This is a genomic window from Micromonospora sp. LOL_021 (assembly GCF_048060215.1).
Taxonomy (GTDB): Bacteria; Actinomycetota; Actinomycetes; order Mycobacteriales; family Micromonosporaceae; genus Micromonospora_E.
On sequence record NZ_JBHMIN010000034.1, the window covers coordinates 57,589 to 74,917 of the forward strand.

Annotated in this window: 9 protein-coding genes; 6 read left to right on the forward strand and 3 right to left on the reverse strand. The window is 73.6% G+C overall.

Going from position 1 to position 17,329, the window contains the following annotated elements; all coding sequences use genetic code 11:
• Positions 1-130: 130 nt before the first annotated feature.
• The gene (locus tag ACFHWT_RS21135; RefSeq protein ID WP_416596390.1) at positions 131-3,607 is read right to left on the reverse strand and encodes a hypothetical protein; all 3,477 of its coding nucleotides are present in this window, start codon (positions 3,605-3,607) and stop codon (positions 131-133) included.
• A 12-nt stretch (positions 3,608-3,619) separates the two neighbouring features.
• The gene (locus ACFHWT_RS21140; RefSeq protein ID WP_416596391.1) at positions 3,620-4,267 is read right to left on the reverse strand and encodes a hypothetical protein; all 648 of its coding nucleotides are present in this window, start codon (positions 4,265-4,267) and stop codon (positions 3,620-3,622) included.
• Between the two features lie 340 nt (positions 4,268-4,607).
• On the opposite strand from ACFHWT_RS21140, the gene ACFHWT_RS21145 reads away from it, so the two are divergent.
• Genes ACFHWT_RS21145 through ACFHWT_RS21165 form a run of 5 tightly spaced genes read left to right on the forward strand, consistent with a single transcriptional unit; the run spans position 4,608 to position 13,389 of the window.
• A complete protein-coding gene (locus ACFHWT_RS21145; protein ID WP_416596392.1) occupies positions 4,608-6,269 on the forward strand; it encodes a Cas10/Cmr2 second palm domain-containing protein in 1,662 nt (553 codons plus the stop codon).
• Positions 6,269-8,722 (forward strand): RAMP superfamily CRISPR-associated protein, encoded by a 2,454-nt coding sequence (locus ACFHWT_RS21150; protein WP_416596393.1) that lies wholly within the window; start codon positions 6,269-6,271, stop codon positions 8,720-8,722. The genes ACFHWT_RS21145 and ACFHWT_RS21150 overlap by 1 nt, the downstream gene beginning before the upstream one ends.
• Positions 8,719-10,380 carry an RAMP superfamily CRISPR-associated protein gene (locus tag ACFHWT_RS21155; RefSeq protein ID WP_416596394.1) on the forward strand — a complete coding sequence of 554 codons (1,662 nt, stop codon included), beginning with the start codon at positions 8,719-8,721 and terminating at the stop codon, positions 10,378-10,380. The genes ACFHWT_RS21150 and ACFHWT_RS21155 overlap by 4 nt, the downstream gene beginning before the upstream one ends.
• Complete coding sequence (gene csx19, locus ACFHWT_RS21160; protein WP_416596395.1) at positions 10,377-10,931, forward strand: CRISPR-associated protein Csx19; 555 nt, start codon at positions 10,377-10,379, stop codon at positions 10,929-10,931. Before ACFHWT_RS21155 ends, csx19 begins: the two co-directional genes overlap by 4 nt.
• On the forward strand, positions 10,924-13,389 hold the full coding sequence (locus tag ACFHWT_RS21165; RefSeq protein WP_416596396.1) for a TIGR03986 family CRISPR-associated RAMP protein: 2,466 nt from the start codon (positions 10,924-10,926) through the stop codon (positions 13,387-13,389). Before csx19 ends, ACFHWT_RS21165 begins: the two co-directional genes overlap by 8 nt.
• A gap of 44 nt (positions 13,390-13,433) precedes the next feature.
• On the opposite strand, the gene ACFHWT_RS21170 is transcribed toward ACFHWT_RS21165, so the two are convergent.
• The gene (locus tag ACFHWT_RS21170) at positions 13,434-15,848 is read right to left on the reverse strand and encodes a hypothetical protein (protein ID WP_416596397.1); all 2,415 of its coding nucleotides are present in this window, start codon (positions 15,846-15,848) and stop codon (positions 13,434-13,436) included.
• 155 nt (positions 15,849-16,003) lie between these two features.
• Between ACFHWT_RS21170 and ACFHWT_RS21175 the strand changes: the two genes are divergently transcribed.
• Positions 16,004-17,137 carry an SAVED domain-containing protein gene (locus tag ACFHWT_RS21175; RefSeq protein ID WP_416596398.1) on the forward strand — a complete coding sequence of 378 codons (1,134 nt, stop codon included), beginning with the start codon at positions 16,004-16,006 and terminating at the stop codon, positions 17,135-17,137.
• Positions 17,138-17,329 lie beyond the last annotated feature (192 nt).

The following is a 17,329-nucleotide window of genomic DNA, read 5'->3' on the forward strand; positions in this document are numbered from 1 at the left end:
TACCTCCGTACGGCCGTGATCGTCCCGTTCGCTGCACGCGCACCTACCGCCTCTCCGACCACACCGGCACCGACCTGCCGGTTTGCTGATCATGGTGAGGTGGTCGTGCAAGGTCAACGCCCGGTCGGGCTCAGCCGGACGACATCGCGATGTCGAGAGCCGCCGACCGGACATCGGGCACCGGATGGCGGCGCAGCCGGTGCAGCGACGACCGCCACGGCGGCGACCAGCCGTACCGGTCACCGGCCCGGACCAGCGCCACCGCGAACAGCCCGGCGGCCAGGTCACCCCGGTCGGCCAGCGCCCCGGCAACGGTCGTCAGCACCGCCGGATCCCAACTGCCGTCGGCGCGGCGGACCTCGTCGGTCAGCGTCTCGGCGAGCCGACCGGCCAGCACCGGCCGGTCGGCGACCAGGTCGGCGAGCGCGGCCAACTCGGCCACGACCGGGGTCGCGGTCGGTGCGGCCAGCGGCACCAGGTGGGCGAGCAGCCGGGCCGCCTGTGGGATCAGATCGGCAAACCCGACGAGGGTACGCGCGGCGGCCCGCACCGCCGCCCGGTCGGTGTCCGGGTCGGCGTCGCGGCACCAGCGCACCGTCGCGTCGACGAGTCGGTCGAGGCGGCGGCGGGCCGGCCGGTCCCCCGCCGGGTCGCCCGGCCGGTCGTCGGACCGGTCCAGCCGGGCCAGCGCGTCAACCCCGACCACCAGCGGCGACCGGTCGACCGGCGGCGGCGACCCATCAGCTGCCGACGGCGATCCATCCGCTGCCGCTGCCGCCGCCGGTTCGTCGAGCAGCCGGGTCACCACCCGCATCGCCGACGCCCACCGGTACGGGTCGGCCAGGTCGGTCAGCGCGGCGACGGTCAACCCGGTCAACTCGGGTGCCCAGCGGGCCCAGGCCGGCAACGCAATCCAGGCCAGCCGGGCCGCTTCCGGGTCCGGGTTGCCGGTGGCGGCCACGACCAGGGCGGCGTACCGGGGGCGGTCCGGCTCGGCGATGGTCGACGGCGGCGCGTCCAGCAGCGCCGTCACCTCGGCCCGCGACGGTGTCGGCGAGTCGGCCACGTCAGCGACACCAACGCGGCCAGCGGTACCAGCCGCGTCAGCGGTACCGGCCGCCCCGGCCAGGATCGTCCAACTGGCCGGCACGTCGGGTCGCTGCCGGGCGGCGGCGACGGCGGCGGCCCGCACGTCGGGGTGCTGGTCCTCCCGCTGGTACGCCGCGGTGACCACGTCGAACGCCTCCGGTGGGCCGTACCGGGCGAGCAGCCGCAGCGACTGCTTGCGGCTGGTCACCTTGCCGGCGCCGAGCGCGACGTCGGTCAGGGTGGCGACCAGCGTCGACGGTGCGACGAGCCGGGCGGTACGGCCGGCCGCGTAGACGGCGACGCGGGCCCGGTCGTCGTCGACGTGCCGCAGCAGCACTGGCAACGCCTCGTCCGGCCGGTCGGTCCAGGCCAGCGCGGCCAGCGCCGCCTCGGCGAGGGTGACGTCCGCCGCGTAGAGGTACCGGGTGACGACCGCCCAGCCGGCACCGGGCACCGGGGCGACGGAGCTGATCGCCCGTACCCGGTGATGTTTGGCCATGCTCCGGTCGGCGGCGATCGACGCCAACAGGTCGGCGTACGCCCGCTGGTGGCGGGGCAGCCACCGGTCGACCCGGTGCGCCGGGCCGGGCACCCAGCCGGCACCGGCGGACAGAAACTTGCCGGCCCGCTTACCGGGCGGCGTGGTGAACACTTCGTCAAGCAGGTCGGTGCGGCGGGCGCAGATCGTCTGCCACACCTCGTGAATCTCTACCGTGGACGCATCGACGGCGAGGACCTCGCCGACCCGGTCGGCCCGGGTCGCCGGGTCGGCCAGCCACAGCGTCACCGCCCGGCGGAACACCGACGACACCACGCCAGGATGGATCGCCTTGCGCAGCAGCCGCTGCAGGTGCGGCAGCCGCCAGGCCCGCCGGCCCAGCGACCAGGCGACGGCGAACAGCGGCTCGTACCGGTCCCGGGCCGCCGCGCCCTCGATCCACGGCGCGATCCGGGTGAACAGGTCGTGCTCCTGACCCCGGCGCAGCACCTGGTCGAGTCGGCCGAGGAACGGCAACTGCCGGCCGTCGTACAGCGTGTCGAAGGTCTGCATCGCCCAGCCGACCAGCGCCGGGTCGGCCACGTGCCGGCGCAGCACCTGCCCGGCCAGCCCACCGATCGCGGTCAGGCTGGCCGGCGAGGTGTCCCGGGCGGCCACCGCCTGGGTGACGACGTCGGTCAGCGCCGGCACCATCGCCGGGGTGAGCAGACCGGCCACCTGCGACAACGCGGTGAACGCGCGGGCGCGTACCGGATCCTGGTCGTTGCGCAGCCGGCGCAGTTGTTCGACGGCGGCGACGACGGCCGCCGGGTCACCGCTGCGCCCGGCGGCGGCCAGCAGCAGCGTGTAGCCGGTGCCCCGGGCGGTGGCATCGGCGCGCCGGGCCGCCGCGACCAGCGCCGACTCGGCCTCGGCCCAGGGCAGGAACGCGGTGTACGTCAGCGTCAGGTCCTCGCTGGCCCGGACCCGGTCGACGTGGAGCATCCGACGGGCCTCCCGGTGCCGCCAGCGACGGGGCAGCACGGCCAGCAGCTGCTCCGACAGCAGCAGCTTGGTGGTGTCCACATGAGCCGTCACCGCGTCGTACAGTTCGCCCCGGCGGGCCGGGGCGAGCGCGGCGAGCAGCCGGGCGAAGGTGTGGTCGGTGCCGCGCAGCCGAACCCCGAGCGGCACCAGGTCGGCCAGGTCGGCGTCGCGCAGCCGGTACAGCAACCCGGACGGCAACGGCTGGCGGCGCAGCCAGCCGGCCCGGGCCGGGGCGGTGAGCAGCCGCAGGGTCCGCGTCGGATCGGCACCGGCCAGCACGCCGTACGCGGTCAGCTCGCCGGGCAGGCGGGTCGTCGGGGCGTACCGCTCCAGCAGGTCGAACACCCGCGTCGGATGCTGCTGCGCGGTGTGCAGCACCGCACGGCCCCACTCGGACCACCAGGTCTCGCGGGCGACGCCGGACCGGCCGGCGAGCTGCGTGTCGGCGAAGTCGAGCAGCACGGTGGGGTGCCGGCGGGCCAGCGCGGTGCCGCCGGCGACGGCGTACGACAGCGGAGGCAGCAGCCGGGCGACGGTCTCCGGGCCGCAGGCCGGCAGCAGGACCGCAGCCTCGGTGTCGCCGAACCGGGCGCGGACCGGGTCGATCAGCGCGTCGGCGAGGTCGGCGCGGCGGGCGGCGCGCAGCGTCCGGTACGCGGTGCGCCGCAGGTCGAACGGGGCGTCGTGCAGCAGCGCCGCCGCCTCGTCGGGGTCCGCCCAGCCGGAGCGCAGGTACGCGGTGACCGCGACCGCCCGCAACCGCCGGTCCGGGTCGGCGAAGCCGGCGCGCACCGTCGCCTGGTCGCCGACGATCACCGCCATGGTGAGGCCGAGGAACCGCTGGTAGGAGTCGCCGGCCGCCAGCTCGGCGAGCACGGCGGGCAGGTGCCCGGTGGCGGCCAGTCGGCGGGTGTGCCCGGCCAGGGCGGTCATCCGGGCGTGGTGGGTCAGCGGTTCGAGGGCGGCGAGCAATTCGGCGGCAGGGTGCGGCACCGCATGATCGTCTCAGCCGCCGGCAACCGGATATCCGCTCCGGCAGACGAGCCGACAGACGAGCCGACGCGACACCGTCCAGCGGGCGAGCAGATGAAAGCTGGAAATCGTTGTGACGGCCACCAGGAGGCCGAACATCGCCACCGTCATCGCCCAGCGACCTGCGCTGCGGTCGGCCGGTAGTGGGCCGTACCAGCCGCGCGGGTCCACCCACATGGTCAACTGGTCACCGTCGCGGCGTACCCCGATGTCGTGCCGGTACTGCCAGCCGAGGTCCGCTTCGGTGTCCAACCGCGCCAGCCGGTACCGTTCGGTTTCACTGCCGCGCCAGGTGTCGGTCACGACGACCGGTGTCCGTTCACCCGCGAGGTGCAGATAGACCGGGCCGAGCCCGACGAAGACCGCCCAGCCGAGCAGTACGACAGCGACGAACGCGACCCGTGACGGCACCGAAGCCGGAAGGCGAATGGCCCGGACGACGAGCAGTCCCAGCGCCAGACTGCCGCCGACGAGAGCGGCACCGAGATAGATGCCCCAGTACTGGCCATTGTGGTACAGCGAGCCGCTGTGAACGCAGAGGAGCAGCCAGCCGAGCACAGCGGCAACGGTACTCATCCGCTGGGCGACAGTTCGCCGTCCGATCGCTCGTATCCGGGACACCCGGCCGACGGTAACGCCCGCCCGCATCCCTGCCGGGCGCACCGCACCACGGGACCGGTCCGACAGATTACGGCTTGATCCACTTCGCGTCAGCAGACAGCGGCACGGCGTGTCGCGTCGATCGGCCGAAGTGGATCAACCGCTGGCTGTCCGGTGTCGGCGGCGAACCATTGGCCGTACCCGGGCGGTTGTCTGAAATCTGTCTACCGGTTCGGTGCGGCTGGCCAGTCGGGTCGGATATGTTTGCCGGCTGCCCTCGGCGCAGCGGTGGGCCGGCATCCACGGTCCGCCTGTCCGTCCGTGTCTTAAGTACAGGCACCGGAATGACAGAGGGGAACGGATGAGCAGCCCATCTCCAGCGAGCGGCAAGAGCCGGCACTGGGTGGCGATAGAGACCGGAGCCAATCAGGCGTACGTGTTCGCCAGCAACAAACAAGCGGTGAACGTCGGAGCCAGCGAATTGATCTTCCGGAGCGGCACCGAGTGGGTGAGGACCGCCGTCGACAAAATCAACGATGAGCGTACGGAACCCGTCGTCGAGATCGTGGTGGCCGCCTCCGGCAAAGCGCTGCTGCTCGCCGACGACGAGGACGCCGGCAGGAGGGTCATCCGGGCGGTGACCCGCCGTGCTCTCGACGAGGCACCCGGCCTGGAAATCTGGGGCACGGTGGACCCAGGCCCGGACCCGGGCCCGGACCCGGTCGCCGACGACGCCGACCTGGGCCCGGCGCTGACTCGGGCGTACCAGCGGCAGGCGGCGTGGCGCAGCCGCCGCCCGTCGCCGCTGCTGCGGCACCCGACGCTGCCGTTCACCCGGCCCTGCCACTACTCGGGGCAGCCGTCGACCGCGATGGGCGAGGAAGGTGGCACCCCCTACCCGAGGGCGGCCAGCGTCGACGCGGCCTGGCGGCGACGCAACGCAGGCCGGGACCGGATGGCTGGGAAACTCGGCAACGAGGCGGTCGTTGACGCCGCCAAGCTGGCCGACGGGGTGAGCCACGCCGGCTGGGTGGCGGTGATGCACGCCGACGGCAACGGCATCGGCGGTGTGTTCCGCAGCATCGCCGACTCCTACGCCGGCCGGGAGTTCCTGGACAACCTGGGTGCTTTCAGCCGGGCGCTCGACGAGGTGACGGTCGCCGCCCTTCGGTACGCCGTCGACCAGGTCACCAACCGGACCGGCTGGCTGCTGCCGCTGGTCGTCGGCGGCGACGACGTGACCGTCGTGATGGACGCCCGGCCGGCGTTCGAGGTGACCGCGACCTTCGTGGAGCAGTTCGCGCGGACCGCCGCCGCGCATCCGGTCGTCGCGCGGGTGCTGACCGACGTCGGGCACCCGGGACTGACCGCGTGCGCCGGGATCGCGTACGTCAAACCGCACTACCCGTTCAGTGAGGCGTACGAGCTGGCCGAGCAGTTGTGCGGTTCCGCCAAGCAGGTCAAACAGGTCGATCCCAGTTGCGGCGCGCTGGACTTCCATGTGCTGCACGACTCGGTCGGGCGGAGTCTGGACCGGATCCGGATGCCACTGACCGTGCAGGATGGCGGCAGCGACAGGGGCGAGTCGCGGCTGTGGCCCGGCCCGGTGGTGATCGGCGCGCCGCAGCCGGGTGGCTGGGCTGCGGCGCACGACGTCACCCGGCTGCGGGAGGTGGTCGAGGCGCTGGGCGGCGGGCGCGGCGAGGACGACCCGCCCGTACTGGCCCGTGGTGCCCTGCACCGGTTGCGCCAGGCGCTGCTCACCGGCCGTACCGAAGCGGTCCGGGCCAGCGACCAGGTCAGCGTCTGGGCGGCCGACCCGGCCGCAGCCCGGTCCTTCCTGGACGAACATTTGCTGGTCGCGGAGCCGTCGGTGGATCGCCCGGTCTCGTTCAGCCGGATCCTCGGCGCGGTCGACCTGATCGACATGGCGGCCGGCACCGCACCGCACGCCGGCCGGGAGCCCCGCCGGTCCGGCGACGGCGACGGCGACCCACGGGTACGGCAGGAGGTGGCGGCCTGATGGGCGGCCCGGAATCGATCCACCACACCGGCGGTCTACGCAACGGCCGACCGTTCCCGGTCGAGGTGACGTTTCTCAGCGACTGGGCGTGCGGCACCGGCACGTCCCGGCACGGCGCGGTGGACCGCGAGGTGCAGCGCGACGCCGACGGGTTGCCGATGCTACGCGGCAAAGCACTCACGGCGGTGCTGCGCGACGCGGCGGAGACCGTCGCCGTCGGGCTGGACGACGGCGCGACCGACGGCATCTGGTACGCCTGGGTGGAGGCGGTGTTCGGCAGCCAGCCGGGCGCGTCGTCGCGGCAGCGCCTCGACCCCGCAGGGCAGTTCCGGCCGCAGCCACGCATCAGCCCGGTCCCGGCGGCCCTGCAGGGGCGGCCGCTGCACCTGCCCGGTCCGGTACGGGCGGCGATCGCCGCACTCGACGAACGCAGCCGGGTGCTGGCCCGGGAGGCGGCTGTGCTGCTGCGCCCCGGCGTGCAGATCGACGTCGACCGGCACACCGCCGCCGACGACACGTTGCGCGTCGAGGAGCGGGCGGCGGTCGGGTTGACGGTGACCGCCGACTGGCAGCTGACCTTCCCGGGGCTCGCCGTCGACGTGCCGGTGCCGTGGGAGGCGGAGCTGCTGCTGCGGGCCGCGGCCCGGCTGGTTGACGCGATCGGCGGCAAGCGTCGTCGGGGTGCCGGCCGCTGCCGGGTGACCATCGCCGGTGACGGCGCGGACGGCCAGCCGGCCGGTTCTCCGCTGGATGCGCTGCTGGAACGGGTCGATGATGCCCGGTCCCCAGCCGAGGTGGTGCCGTCGGCCGTCGTCGACCCAGCCGCCGCGACCCTGGGTGCCCGTACGTCCGATCCGCCGGTGCACCGGCACGATCTGCGGATCACCGCGTTGACTCCGCTGCTGGTGGCCCGAGGGGTGCTCGGCAACCTGGTGCTGACCGAACGGTTCGTGCCGGGCACCTCCCTGCTGCCGATGGCGGCGAAGGCACTCGGCGGGCAGGCGACCGAGCTGATCACCGGCGGCCGGATGGTGGTCACCAACGCCACCGTCGAGATCGCCGGCGAACGGTCGCTGCCGATGCCGCGTGCCCTGCACCGGCCCAAGGACACCGACCAGCACCAGCAGTTGGTCAACCTGCTCCGACCACGCGCCGACGACAGTCAGCGACTGCGGCCGATGGTCGGCTTCTGCGTCGCCGACGGCGCGGGTGGCATCCGCATCGCGGAGGTGGACCTGGTGACGCAGGCGCACGCCGTCGTCGACGACGGACAGCAACGGCCAACCGAGGACTCCGGCGGTCTGTTCGTCTACGAGGCGATCGCCGCCGGCACGGCGCTGCGCTGCGAGTTGTGGTTGCCGGCCGACGCTGACCTGGACACCGACTGGCTGGACGGGGAGCACGCGATCGGACGGTCCCGTAAGGACGACTACGGGCGGGTCAGGGTCGACGTACTGGCCCCGGGCACACCGGCCCTGGTCGCGCGGGGCACCGTGAGCGACAGCCGGCAACTGGTCGTCTGGCTGCTGTCGGATCTGTTGCTGCGGGGGCCGGCCGGTGAGCCGGTGACCGACCCGCAGGCGCTGGCGGCCACGCTCGCCGAAGCACTGCGGGTGGACCTGGCGTTGCCCGACGACAGTCCCGACCGCCTGCCGGTGGGTTTCCTCACCACCCGCCGGGTCGAGTCGTGGCAGCGCCGCTGGTCGATGCCGCGACCGTCGCTGACCGGGCTGGCGGCCGGCAGCGTCGTCCGGTTCGACATGATCGGCGTCCCCGACGAGGAGGCGTTGCGCCGGATCGAGGCGACCGGGATCGGGGAACGCACCGCCGAAGGCTACGGCCGGTTGGCGCTGCAACCCGTACTGCTCGACCGGACGACCGTCGCGGTGGCGACGGATCCGGCGGACGAGGCCCGCTCCGCCGGCCGGCGGACGCCCGCCGACCCGCACACGCGCGCTGGTCAGGCCACGCCCGCCGGGCGCGCTGGCGACACGCCGGCGCTGGTCACCGAGCTGGTCCGTCGCGGCTGGCGGCGGGAACTGCACCGGACCGCGGCCGTACGGGTGGCCGACGACGCGCTACGCGACCTGCTGGTGCCGCCGGACGTGTCGATGGCGCAGCTCGGTGCGCTGCGTACCCTCGCCGACCGGCTCACCGCCGGCGACGACCCAGCCCAGGTGCGCGGCTGGATCGCGGCGACCCGCCGCAACCGGCCGCGCCGGGAATCCTGGGGCGCGAAACGACTCGACCTGCTGGACCGGTTGGCATCCGGCGACGAGGTGCTCTGGTCTCATCTGGGGGTCCGTCCGCCTGCCGACGTCGCTGACGAACTGCACCGGCCGGCGGCCGGCTGGCTGCTCGCCGAGGTGGTCCGGGCCGCCGTCGAGCGGCGCCGCAGCACCCGGGGGCAGGACCATCCCACCGCCAACCACCACGAGGGGGTGCCGGCATGAGTCGCCGAGTGATCAGGCGGTGGGAGCTGACCGGCTCCCTGATGACGCAGGCGCCGCTGCACATCGGCGGCCTGGACGCCGGACCGGCGCAGCTGGTCCAGGCCCGCGACGGCGCGGACCGGCCACTGCTGCCGGGCACCGCGCTGGCCGGGGTGATCCGCTCCGCGCTGCGCGCCGACGGCGTACCCGACCATCGATTGTGGGGGCTGCCGCCGGAGCGTGACGGCACCGGCGGAGAAGCTTCCTGGGTCCGGGTCGACGACGCCCCCGCCGTTGGCACGCCGTACGTCGAGGTACGCGACCACGTGTCGATCGACCGGGTGCACGGGGTGGCCGCCCGGGGGCATCTGTTCAGCCGCGAGGTGCTGGCCGCCGGCACCCGGTTCGCCTTCCGGATGGTGGTCGACGCGCCGGAGGGCGCCGACGCCGCCACGGCGGAGGATCTGGTCGACGCCGTCGCGGCGCGGTTACGCGGCCCGGGGATCAGCGTCGGCGCGGCCGTCACCCGTGGGCTCGGTCTGGTCCGGCTGGTCAACGCCGTACTGCGAGAATCGGATCTGGCCAGCCGGGCCGGCATGCTCGCCGCGCTGCGTACCGGCGGGGAGCCGGTCGACCTGCCGGCCGCCGACCCGGACGAGGTGCCGCCCGGGGTGCTGCGGATCGTCGTACCGTGGCGTCCGCGCGGGCCGCTGGCGGTGCAGGTCAGTTCGGACGGTGACGTGGTCAGCGCGTTCCCGCTGACCGGACGCGACGGGGAGCACACCCGCCTGGAGCTGCCGGGCAGCTCGATCAAGGGGGTGCTGCGCAGCCACGCCGAACGGATCACCCGTACGGTGACCGGTGCTCCCACCCCGGAGAAGTTTCTCGATCAAATGCGGGCCGACGGGCTGGGGCCGGTGGCGGCGCTGTTCGGCACCGCCGCCGCCCGCGCCAGCGACGATCCGACGCTGCCGGCCGGCCGGCGGGGTGCCCTGCAGGTATCCACCTGCGTCAGCACCGCCGCTATGCCAGCAGCCCAGTGGGAGGCGGTCCGGCTGCTGCAGCGACGTCTCGCCGACACCGTCGACCACGACGGATCCCAGCCGCCTGACGACGACGGCTCCGATCCACCCGGCGACGACGGGCCGGGACGCACGGCCGATCAGGTACGGGCCGCGTTGGGCACGCTGCAACGCGCGGTCGACGAGCTGAACGACACCATCGACGGGATCCGGTTCATCATCGCCCATCACGTGGCGGTGGACCGCTGGACCGGCGGCGCGGCCGACTCGTTGCTGTTCGCGACGGTCCAGCCGCATGCCACCGACGCGGGCGCGGGAGCGTGGCAGCCGATCACGCTCGACCTGGCGATGGACCGGCTCGACCAGGATCCGACGACGACCAGCGCCACCGCCGACGACGACCGACGGGCGGCGGTGGCGTTGCTGCTGCTGGTGCTGCGGGACCTCTGCGACGGCTGGATCGGCTTCGGCCACGGCACCACCCGCGGCTCAGGCGGGGTCCGGGTCGACCCGGCCGCGGTGACGTTCCGGGTCGGCCCACGGGCCGGCTGGTGCACCACGCTGGACGGCCGGTCGTTGGCCGACGTGTTGACCGACGACGAGGTGACCGCGCCGTTGACGGCGGCGTGGCTGGCGACGGCAGGAGGGCACGGATGAGCACCGTCGGAAGGGTCGTCGCTGACCGGGGGCACGGCCCGGTCGGCCCGGCCCTGAAGGACTTCGCCAGCGGCGGTACGGCGGGGGTCGGGTTCTGCTACCGGCCGGCCGACGTGCGCTGGTTCCGGTTCGGCGTCGACGGGGTGCCGACCGGCCCCGACGGGGCGGCACTGGACCTGATTGGGGTGTTCGAGCTGCGGGCGTTCACCGCCGCCGAGGAGCTGCGCTGGCGGCACGTCTCCGGTGGGTCCGGCTCCGCGACCGGTGTCGGTGGCGACGGGCTGGCGGAACATCAGCGGCTGCTGTGGGGCGCGGTCGTCGGCCCGGCTCCCGGGGCGGGCTGGGTGGCGTTGCACGACGCCCGGATCGGGGTGCTGCACGTGCCGGTCGACGGCCCGGCTCCCGCCGACGGCCATCTCGTGTGGCTGCGGGTCGTCGAGTACGTCGAGGAGGACCGGCACGGCAACGTCGCCGTGGTCGACGAACGGCTTGTCGGGCTGACCGCCAGCCCACACCCCAACGCGGACCAGGAGGAAAAGCCCGATGAGTGACCAGCGCCTGCCGATCGACGCCGCCGGTCCGATCAAGTTGGACGATACGGATGGGCACTTCCTCAATCCGTACGGCTTCGTGTCCATCCCGGACCGTGAGAACCTGCCGACGGAGTTGGCCGACGCGCCGCCCGCCGGCCACGATCGCTACGACCTGGACCGGTGGACCGGCACGATCGGGATGCGGGTCACCACCCGTACCCCGATGTTGATCCCGGACCACGGGCGGCGCGCGGCCGACGGCGACCGCCCCGACGCGCCGCTGCCGGTACGGGTCGACCACGCCGGCCGGCCGCAGCTGGCCGGCTCGGCGGTCAAAGGAGCGCTGCGGTCGGCGTACGAGGCGATCACCAACTCCCGGTTCGGCGTGTTCACCGGCCACGACCAGCAGTTGGCGATCCGGGCGACCACCGATCACGCGCTGCGGGCACGGCCCGCCGTGGTGACGAAGGTCAACAGCGAAGGCGGCGCCGAGGTACGTCTGGTCACCTCCCTGGATCCCCGGGACTGGCAGGGCGAACAGTTGAGAAAGCCGGTGCAGACCGCCGTGTGGGTGCCCCGGGAGCTGCCGTGCGAGTGCACCGGCGGGTGCAGCGGCCGGGTCGGCCATGGTGCCGCCGGTGAGCAGGCATCGGCGCGCAGCCCCGAGTTCGAGGCGTGGATCTACTTCGCCACGCTCGGTGTCTTTCCGCTATGGCGGGTCGCGATGTACGCCCGACCAGGTCAACTGTGCGACGAGTCGACGGCACTTCTGCGTCGCGACGCCGACCGCAGGGACGAACGCGACCGGGCGAGACAGCGAGCCGCGGAGGCGGCCAGGCGGGGGCGCAACAGCCGCAACACCGGACTGGTCGTCACCGACCATCCGCTGGTGCGGGTCCGGGGCCGGCTGCACGCCACCGGCAGCACCTTCCCGGCGGGCGGCGCACGCAAGAGGTTCGAGCGGTTCGTGGTCACGAAGGTCATCACCGGCCCGGCCACGCTCCGGTCCACGACCCGGACGGTCAGCAAGGGTCTGGTCGACGGCTGGCGGGCAGTGATCGACTCCTACCAGCGTGCCCACGAGTCGGAGCGCAACCTGAAGGGCAACTACGGCAGCTACGTGTGGGACGCGAAGCGGTGGCGGTCGCTGCATGTCGGTGACACGCTCTACGTCGAGCTGGACCGGGGTACGCCGATCGGGTTGTATCCAGCGATGATCGGTCGGGTGCCGTTCCCCGGTGCACCGTCGGCCAGCCTTCCGGACACGCACCGGCCGGCGGTGAAGCGGACCGCGCTCTCCCCCGCCGACCGGGTGTTCGGTTGGGTCCGCCAAGGCGACGACGACACTGGCACCGCTACCGGCGCCCATCGGGGGCATCTACGGGTGCTGCCACCAGACGGTACCGGGGTGCCCGGAAAAGACCGGATCCAACAGTTGGCCAGACCGCTGAAGCTGGTCACCCTGAACGGGCCGAAACCGGCGCAGTTTCTGTTCTACCTGGGTGACGCCGACGGCGCACCGTTGGAAGGTCCAGCAAGGCGCGCCGAGCACGGCTACCCGGACCGCGAAGGCATCCGGCGGGTTCGGGGTCGCAAGGTCTACCTCACCCACGCCGAGGTGCTGGAGAACGAATCGGCTTCACCTCCATACTGGACACCGCCGGTCGCGGGCGGCCGGCCGGAACCGCTGCCGGTCGACGGACGGCCCCGCTTCCGGGAGTACGTCCGCCCACCGGCGGACGCCGACGCGAACGACAACGCCGAGGTCACTACGTCGGTGTCGAGCTGGGTGAAGCCGCAGACCAGCTTCTGCCTCAGCATCCAGGTCGACAATCTCACCGGCACCGAGTTGGGGGCCCTGCTGTGGCTACTGTCGCTGCCCGACAGCGCCTGCCTCAAACTGGGGCTGGGCAAACCGTTGGGGTTCGGCGCGGTACGGGTCGAGATCAACTGGGACGACACCCGGTTGTTCACCGGCGACCGGCTGTCGGACCGCTACCGCAGCCTATCGCTGGCTCCCCCAACGGCCGACCCGGACCTGACCGCGGCCCGCCGGCTCGTCGTCGAATACGACGACCTGCTGCGGGAGCACCTGCCGCAGGTGCGGGAGGAGTTCCTCAACGCCGCGTACGGGTTCGTCGGCGCCCCGGTGCACTACCCGCGCATGGCGGACCGCTCACCGCCGGGCGTGCCGGCCGCACCCCGTAACACCACCTACGACTGGTGGGTGGCCAACGACAAGGTCGGCAACCGGCCGGGGTCGGTCTACGGCCGGCGGCTGTCCCTGGGCGAGCTGTCCGATCCAGGTTCGCTACCGCTGCCGTACGACCCGACCGACCGACGGCCAGGAGATCCGACTGGCAACCGGCCGGGTCCACGCGGTCGCCAGCCGGGTGGACCAGCCAACGGCCACAACAGGCACGGCCGCCGCCATGACGGCGGCCGGCGCAACGGTCGCGACGACCGACGTCGCTGAGCGGGAGCCGGCGCACAGGCCGCCGGGCTCCGGTGGAGGTCCCGCTACCGGAGCCCGGCCCCGGCCCGTCCTGACTGGGCGGCGTCGCGCGACCGGCGGGCCTGTTCGGCGTCGCGCAGCCGCCGTACGTCGGTGCGCAGCCCGTCGAGCAGGTCGACCAGCCGGGGGCCGTCGCCGGGCCGGTCACCGAGTACGTCCCGGACCGCGCCGGCCATCGCGGTGAGCAGACCGCTCACGGTGTGCTGCGCCTCCTGGGACCGCTGCCGGATCAGGTTGGCCAGCGCCCTCGCGTCGAACGGGCCGCCGCCATGGGTGATCGTCAACCGGTTGCGGACCTCGAACATCGGCCGCAGCAACTTCAGCCGGACCCCGGCCTTGAGCTGCTCATTGTCCAGGGAGTGCTCGAAGCTGGCGCAGGCGCCGACGACGGCGCGCATCCCGGTGGCGGTGTCGGTGTCGACGCCGGGCAGCGCCGCCCACACGTCGATCCGTTCGGCGATCATCCGGATGGTGAGATCCTCGGTGGCGGTGGCCGTCGCCTGGACCTGCGCCGGCCAGCTGCGCAGCCGCGCCCTGGCGCAGCGCAGCGCGTCGGACAGGCCCAACGCGCGGGCGCTCAGCGGCGCTCCCCCGGCGAGGGTGCCGAGCAGCCGGGCGGCGGTGTCGAGTTCGGCGATGTCCAGGGCGTGGCCGGCGGCGGTGAGGATGGCCTGGTCGGTGCCGAACCGCAGCGGCAGCCGGTGGGTGCCGGCGGTGAGCACGTCCCAGTCGCCGGTGACGAGTTGCCGCAGGAACAGCGGGACGCCCCGGACGGCGGCGGCCCGCTGCGCGGCGGCGAGCACCGTCAGCACGTGTTCCTTCGGGCCGGTGGGGATCAGCACGATCGCCCCGACGTCCTCGCCGAGATGCCGGCGCAGCAGCTCGGCGGCGGTCTGCTCGGTGAAGGCGGCCGGGTCGTCGGCGGCGGTGCCGACGTCGGCGACCGGGGCGGCGACGGCGGTGTGCCCGGCGGCCCGCAGCCGGCCGGCGACCGCCTCGGCGTGCGGGTAGGTGCGTGACGCGGTGCCGAGGACGATGGCCCGCACCGGCACCGGATGGCCGGCCGGCACCCCGAGGTAGGTGCGGACCGCCGGGTCGAGGTCGTCACGCCGGTCGCGGTCGACGGCGGCCGCCGCGACCTGTTCGACGATGAACGCGCTGCCGTCGCGGGGCGGGTCACCGAGGACGGTGAGGTAGCAGACGGTGTCGCCGGGCACCAGGGTCACCGGCCCGAGTCCGGGCGGGGCCGGCGAGGCGTCGGGGCGGGTGGCGTCGTACGCGGCGAGGTGTTCGCGCAGCGCGGCGAGCATCTCCGGCTGCGGCGGCGCAAGTTCGTGGGCGCTGGCCTTGCCCATCTCGTTGAGCTGCTCCACGACCGGGAAGGTGAGCCACTGGCCGCTGGGGGCGGCTTTGGCGGCGAGCACGTCAGGGTCCTGCTTTTCCTCGCGGACGGTCCGCAGCATCTCGCCGAGGGTGGCGATCCGCCGCCCGTTGCGCCGCCGCGCCCAGTCGAGCAGGTCGACCGGGCTGCCGTCGTGTTCGCGCATCTCCTGGTAGCGGTAGACGACGTAGACGCGGACCGCGAACCCGCTGCTGCCGTCGCCGCGCATCAACGCGGCGGCCATCGCGGCGCGGACCCGGTCGGCGGTCGGCGCGGTGTACGCCTGGCCGTACTGGTCGGCTTCGTCGTCGATGATCCGCCGCTGCTCGGCGGTGAGGGCGAGTTGGCCGCTGTCGGCGAGGTCGCGGAGCAGGTCGTGGTAGCGCCAGCGGCGCAGCAGCGGCACGACTGGGTCGACGGGCAGGTCGGCGGTGGGGTCGTAGACGGCATGCCGGGGTGCGGTGGTCGGCCCGATGCGGATCAGCGACCAGGGAAGCCCGGAGGCGATGACGGCGTCGAGCGCGCCGAGGGCGGACTGGGTGGCGCCGCTGCCCCAGACGACGTACGCCCGGTCGGGGCCGGCCCCGGCGGCGGTGCCGGTGTCGGTGCGGTCGTCGAGGACGCGGGTGACGCTGGCGGCGATGTCGGCTTCGTCGAGGCTGGCTGCCTCGGCGATCGTGACGGCGGCGACGGGTCCGCCGTACAGGTCGGGTCGGGAGCCGAGGGCGGCGGCGATCGCGGCCGCGATCGGGTGGACATGCGCGGTGCTGACCAGCACCAGGTGTACGGCGACGCCGCCGGCCGGGTCGGCCTCGGCGGTGTCGGTCCGCAGTGCGGCGAGCGCGGCGGCGAGCGGCGCGGCGTCGCCGGCGGTCTGTGCCGGGGTACGCAGCAGCAGAATCTCCGCGACGCGGTCGTCCTCGGGTGACAGGTGGCCGAGCTGGGCGAGCAGCTCGCTGGCGCCGGTCTTGTCCGGCGGTGGTACGCCCAGGTCGGCGTGGCCGACGGCGTGTAGCAGGTAGACAGCGCGAGGGGACACGGTCCGTCCTATCCCGATCACTATTCGATGATGACGTCGAGCCGGCCGACGTTACCAGCGAGTCAGCGGCCCGTCCCGCTATGTCGGGAATCCGATCATCGGCGTGTCCCGGCGGTGGGTTCCACAGTGGCGCGGTCGGCGTCGATGATGGCACGGTGACGGACGATCGCTGGGACGGACCGGGGCTGACGGTGTTCGGCTCGGCCACCGGTGGCAGCCGGGCGGGCCGAGCGGGCCGGGTCGGCGGCGGGTCTGGCGGTGACCGGGGCGGCTGGGCGGGCGGGCTGCGGGCGGCGTTGTCGGACGGGACGGCGGCGGTGGCGGTCGGCGGCGCGCTGGCCGGCGGGTTCGGTGTCGAGGCGGCCAAGTCGGTGATGGTCGGTGAGGCGGCCGGCCGGTGGTGGTTCGTGGTGGGTTGCGTGGCCGGGGTGGCGCTGCTGGTGGCCGGGTTCGGGCTGCGGGAGCGGGCGCACCGGCAGGTGCAGGTGGGGATCGTGGTGACCGCGCGCGACGTCGGGCGCGGGCTGGCCAAGGCCCGGCAGTACGAGCAGCAGGCCGAAAAGTTCAGCCGGTCGACGTGTGCGGTGACGGTGGCGACGGCGGTCACCTTGTCCGGTGATCCGGCGGTGGACAAGTCTCGGGTCGAGGAGCTGGCGGATGAGACGTTCAACGCGTTGATGCTGGCGCAGCGGCTGACGCCGGAGGCGACCCGGGTCAATCTGATCCCGACGATGCCGCTGCATCTGGCGTTCTGGTTCGGTGCCCGGCTGGGTCACACCCATTCGCGTGAGGTGCGGGTCCACGCCGTCCGCCAGGCCGACGGGTCTCCCCCGTATTTCGCGGCGACGGCGTTGCGGGCCACCGAGTCGGCGGCGGCTCCGCTGTCGGCAAGCTTGGAGACCGTCGCGGGCGGGGATCCGTCGCAGGCGGCGCTCGCGCTGGATCTGCAGGGTTTCGGGCGCCAGTTCGCCGATCCGGTACGGGAGACCTGCCGACTGCACGGCATCGGTCACCTGCTGGTGCTGCGCAGCGCGGGTTCGTTGCTGGCCGAGGACGCGGCCACCTATACCGGGGTGGTGGAGCAGGCCCGCCGGGAGTGGCTGGCCGCCGCGTTGCCGAGTGCGGCCCGCACCGGCCGGTACGCGGTGTTCCTCAGCGGCTCGGTGGCGATCTCGCTGGCGTTGGGTGCCCGTCTGGCGGCACCGGATCCGGGGCGGTGGACGGTCTTTTCGTTCGACCGGGACACCCACTCGTACCAACCGTTTCCCTTGCCGGAGCCGACCCGGTGAGCGACAATTTCCACATCGGCATGTCGGCGACTACCGGACGGGAGGTGAGACAGCTACACCGAGCCCAGCAGCCTCCATCGAGGACGGAAAGCACATCGATGTACGCAAGATTAGGTGCCGGAGTTGCGGCAAAATGTCGATTGCGACAACCTCCGACACGCCCGGGATCCGGGGGAGGTTGGCGGAAAGATC

Excerpts from the sequence above, each read along its gene's own strand:
- ACFHWT_RS21145 (WP_416596392.1), top strand. The coding sequence starts at position 4,608 with ATGAGCAGCCCATCTCCAGCGAGCGGCAAGAGCCGGCACTGGGTGGCG.
- ACFHWT_RS21150 (WP_416596393.1), top strand. The coding sequence starts at position 6,269 with ATGGGCGGCCCGGAATCGATCCACCACACCGGCGGTCTACGCAACGGC.
- ACFHWT_RS21155 (WP_416596394.1), top strand. The coding sequence starts at position 8,719 with ATGAGTCGCCGAGTGATCAGGCGGTGGGAGCTGACCGGCTCCCTGATG.
- csx19 (WP_416596395.1), top strand. The coding sequence starts at position 10,377 with ATGAGCACCGTCGGAAGGGTCGTCGCTGACCGGGGGCACGGCCCGGTC.
- ACFHWT_RS21165 (WP_416596396.1), top strand. The coding sequence starts at position 10,924 with ATGAGTGACCAGCGCCTGCCGATCGACGCCGCCGGTCCGATCAAGTTG.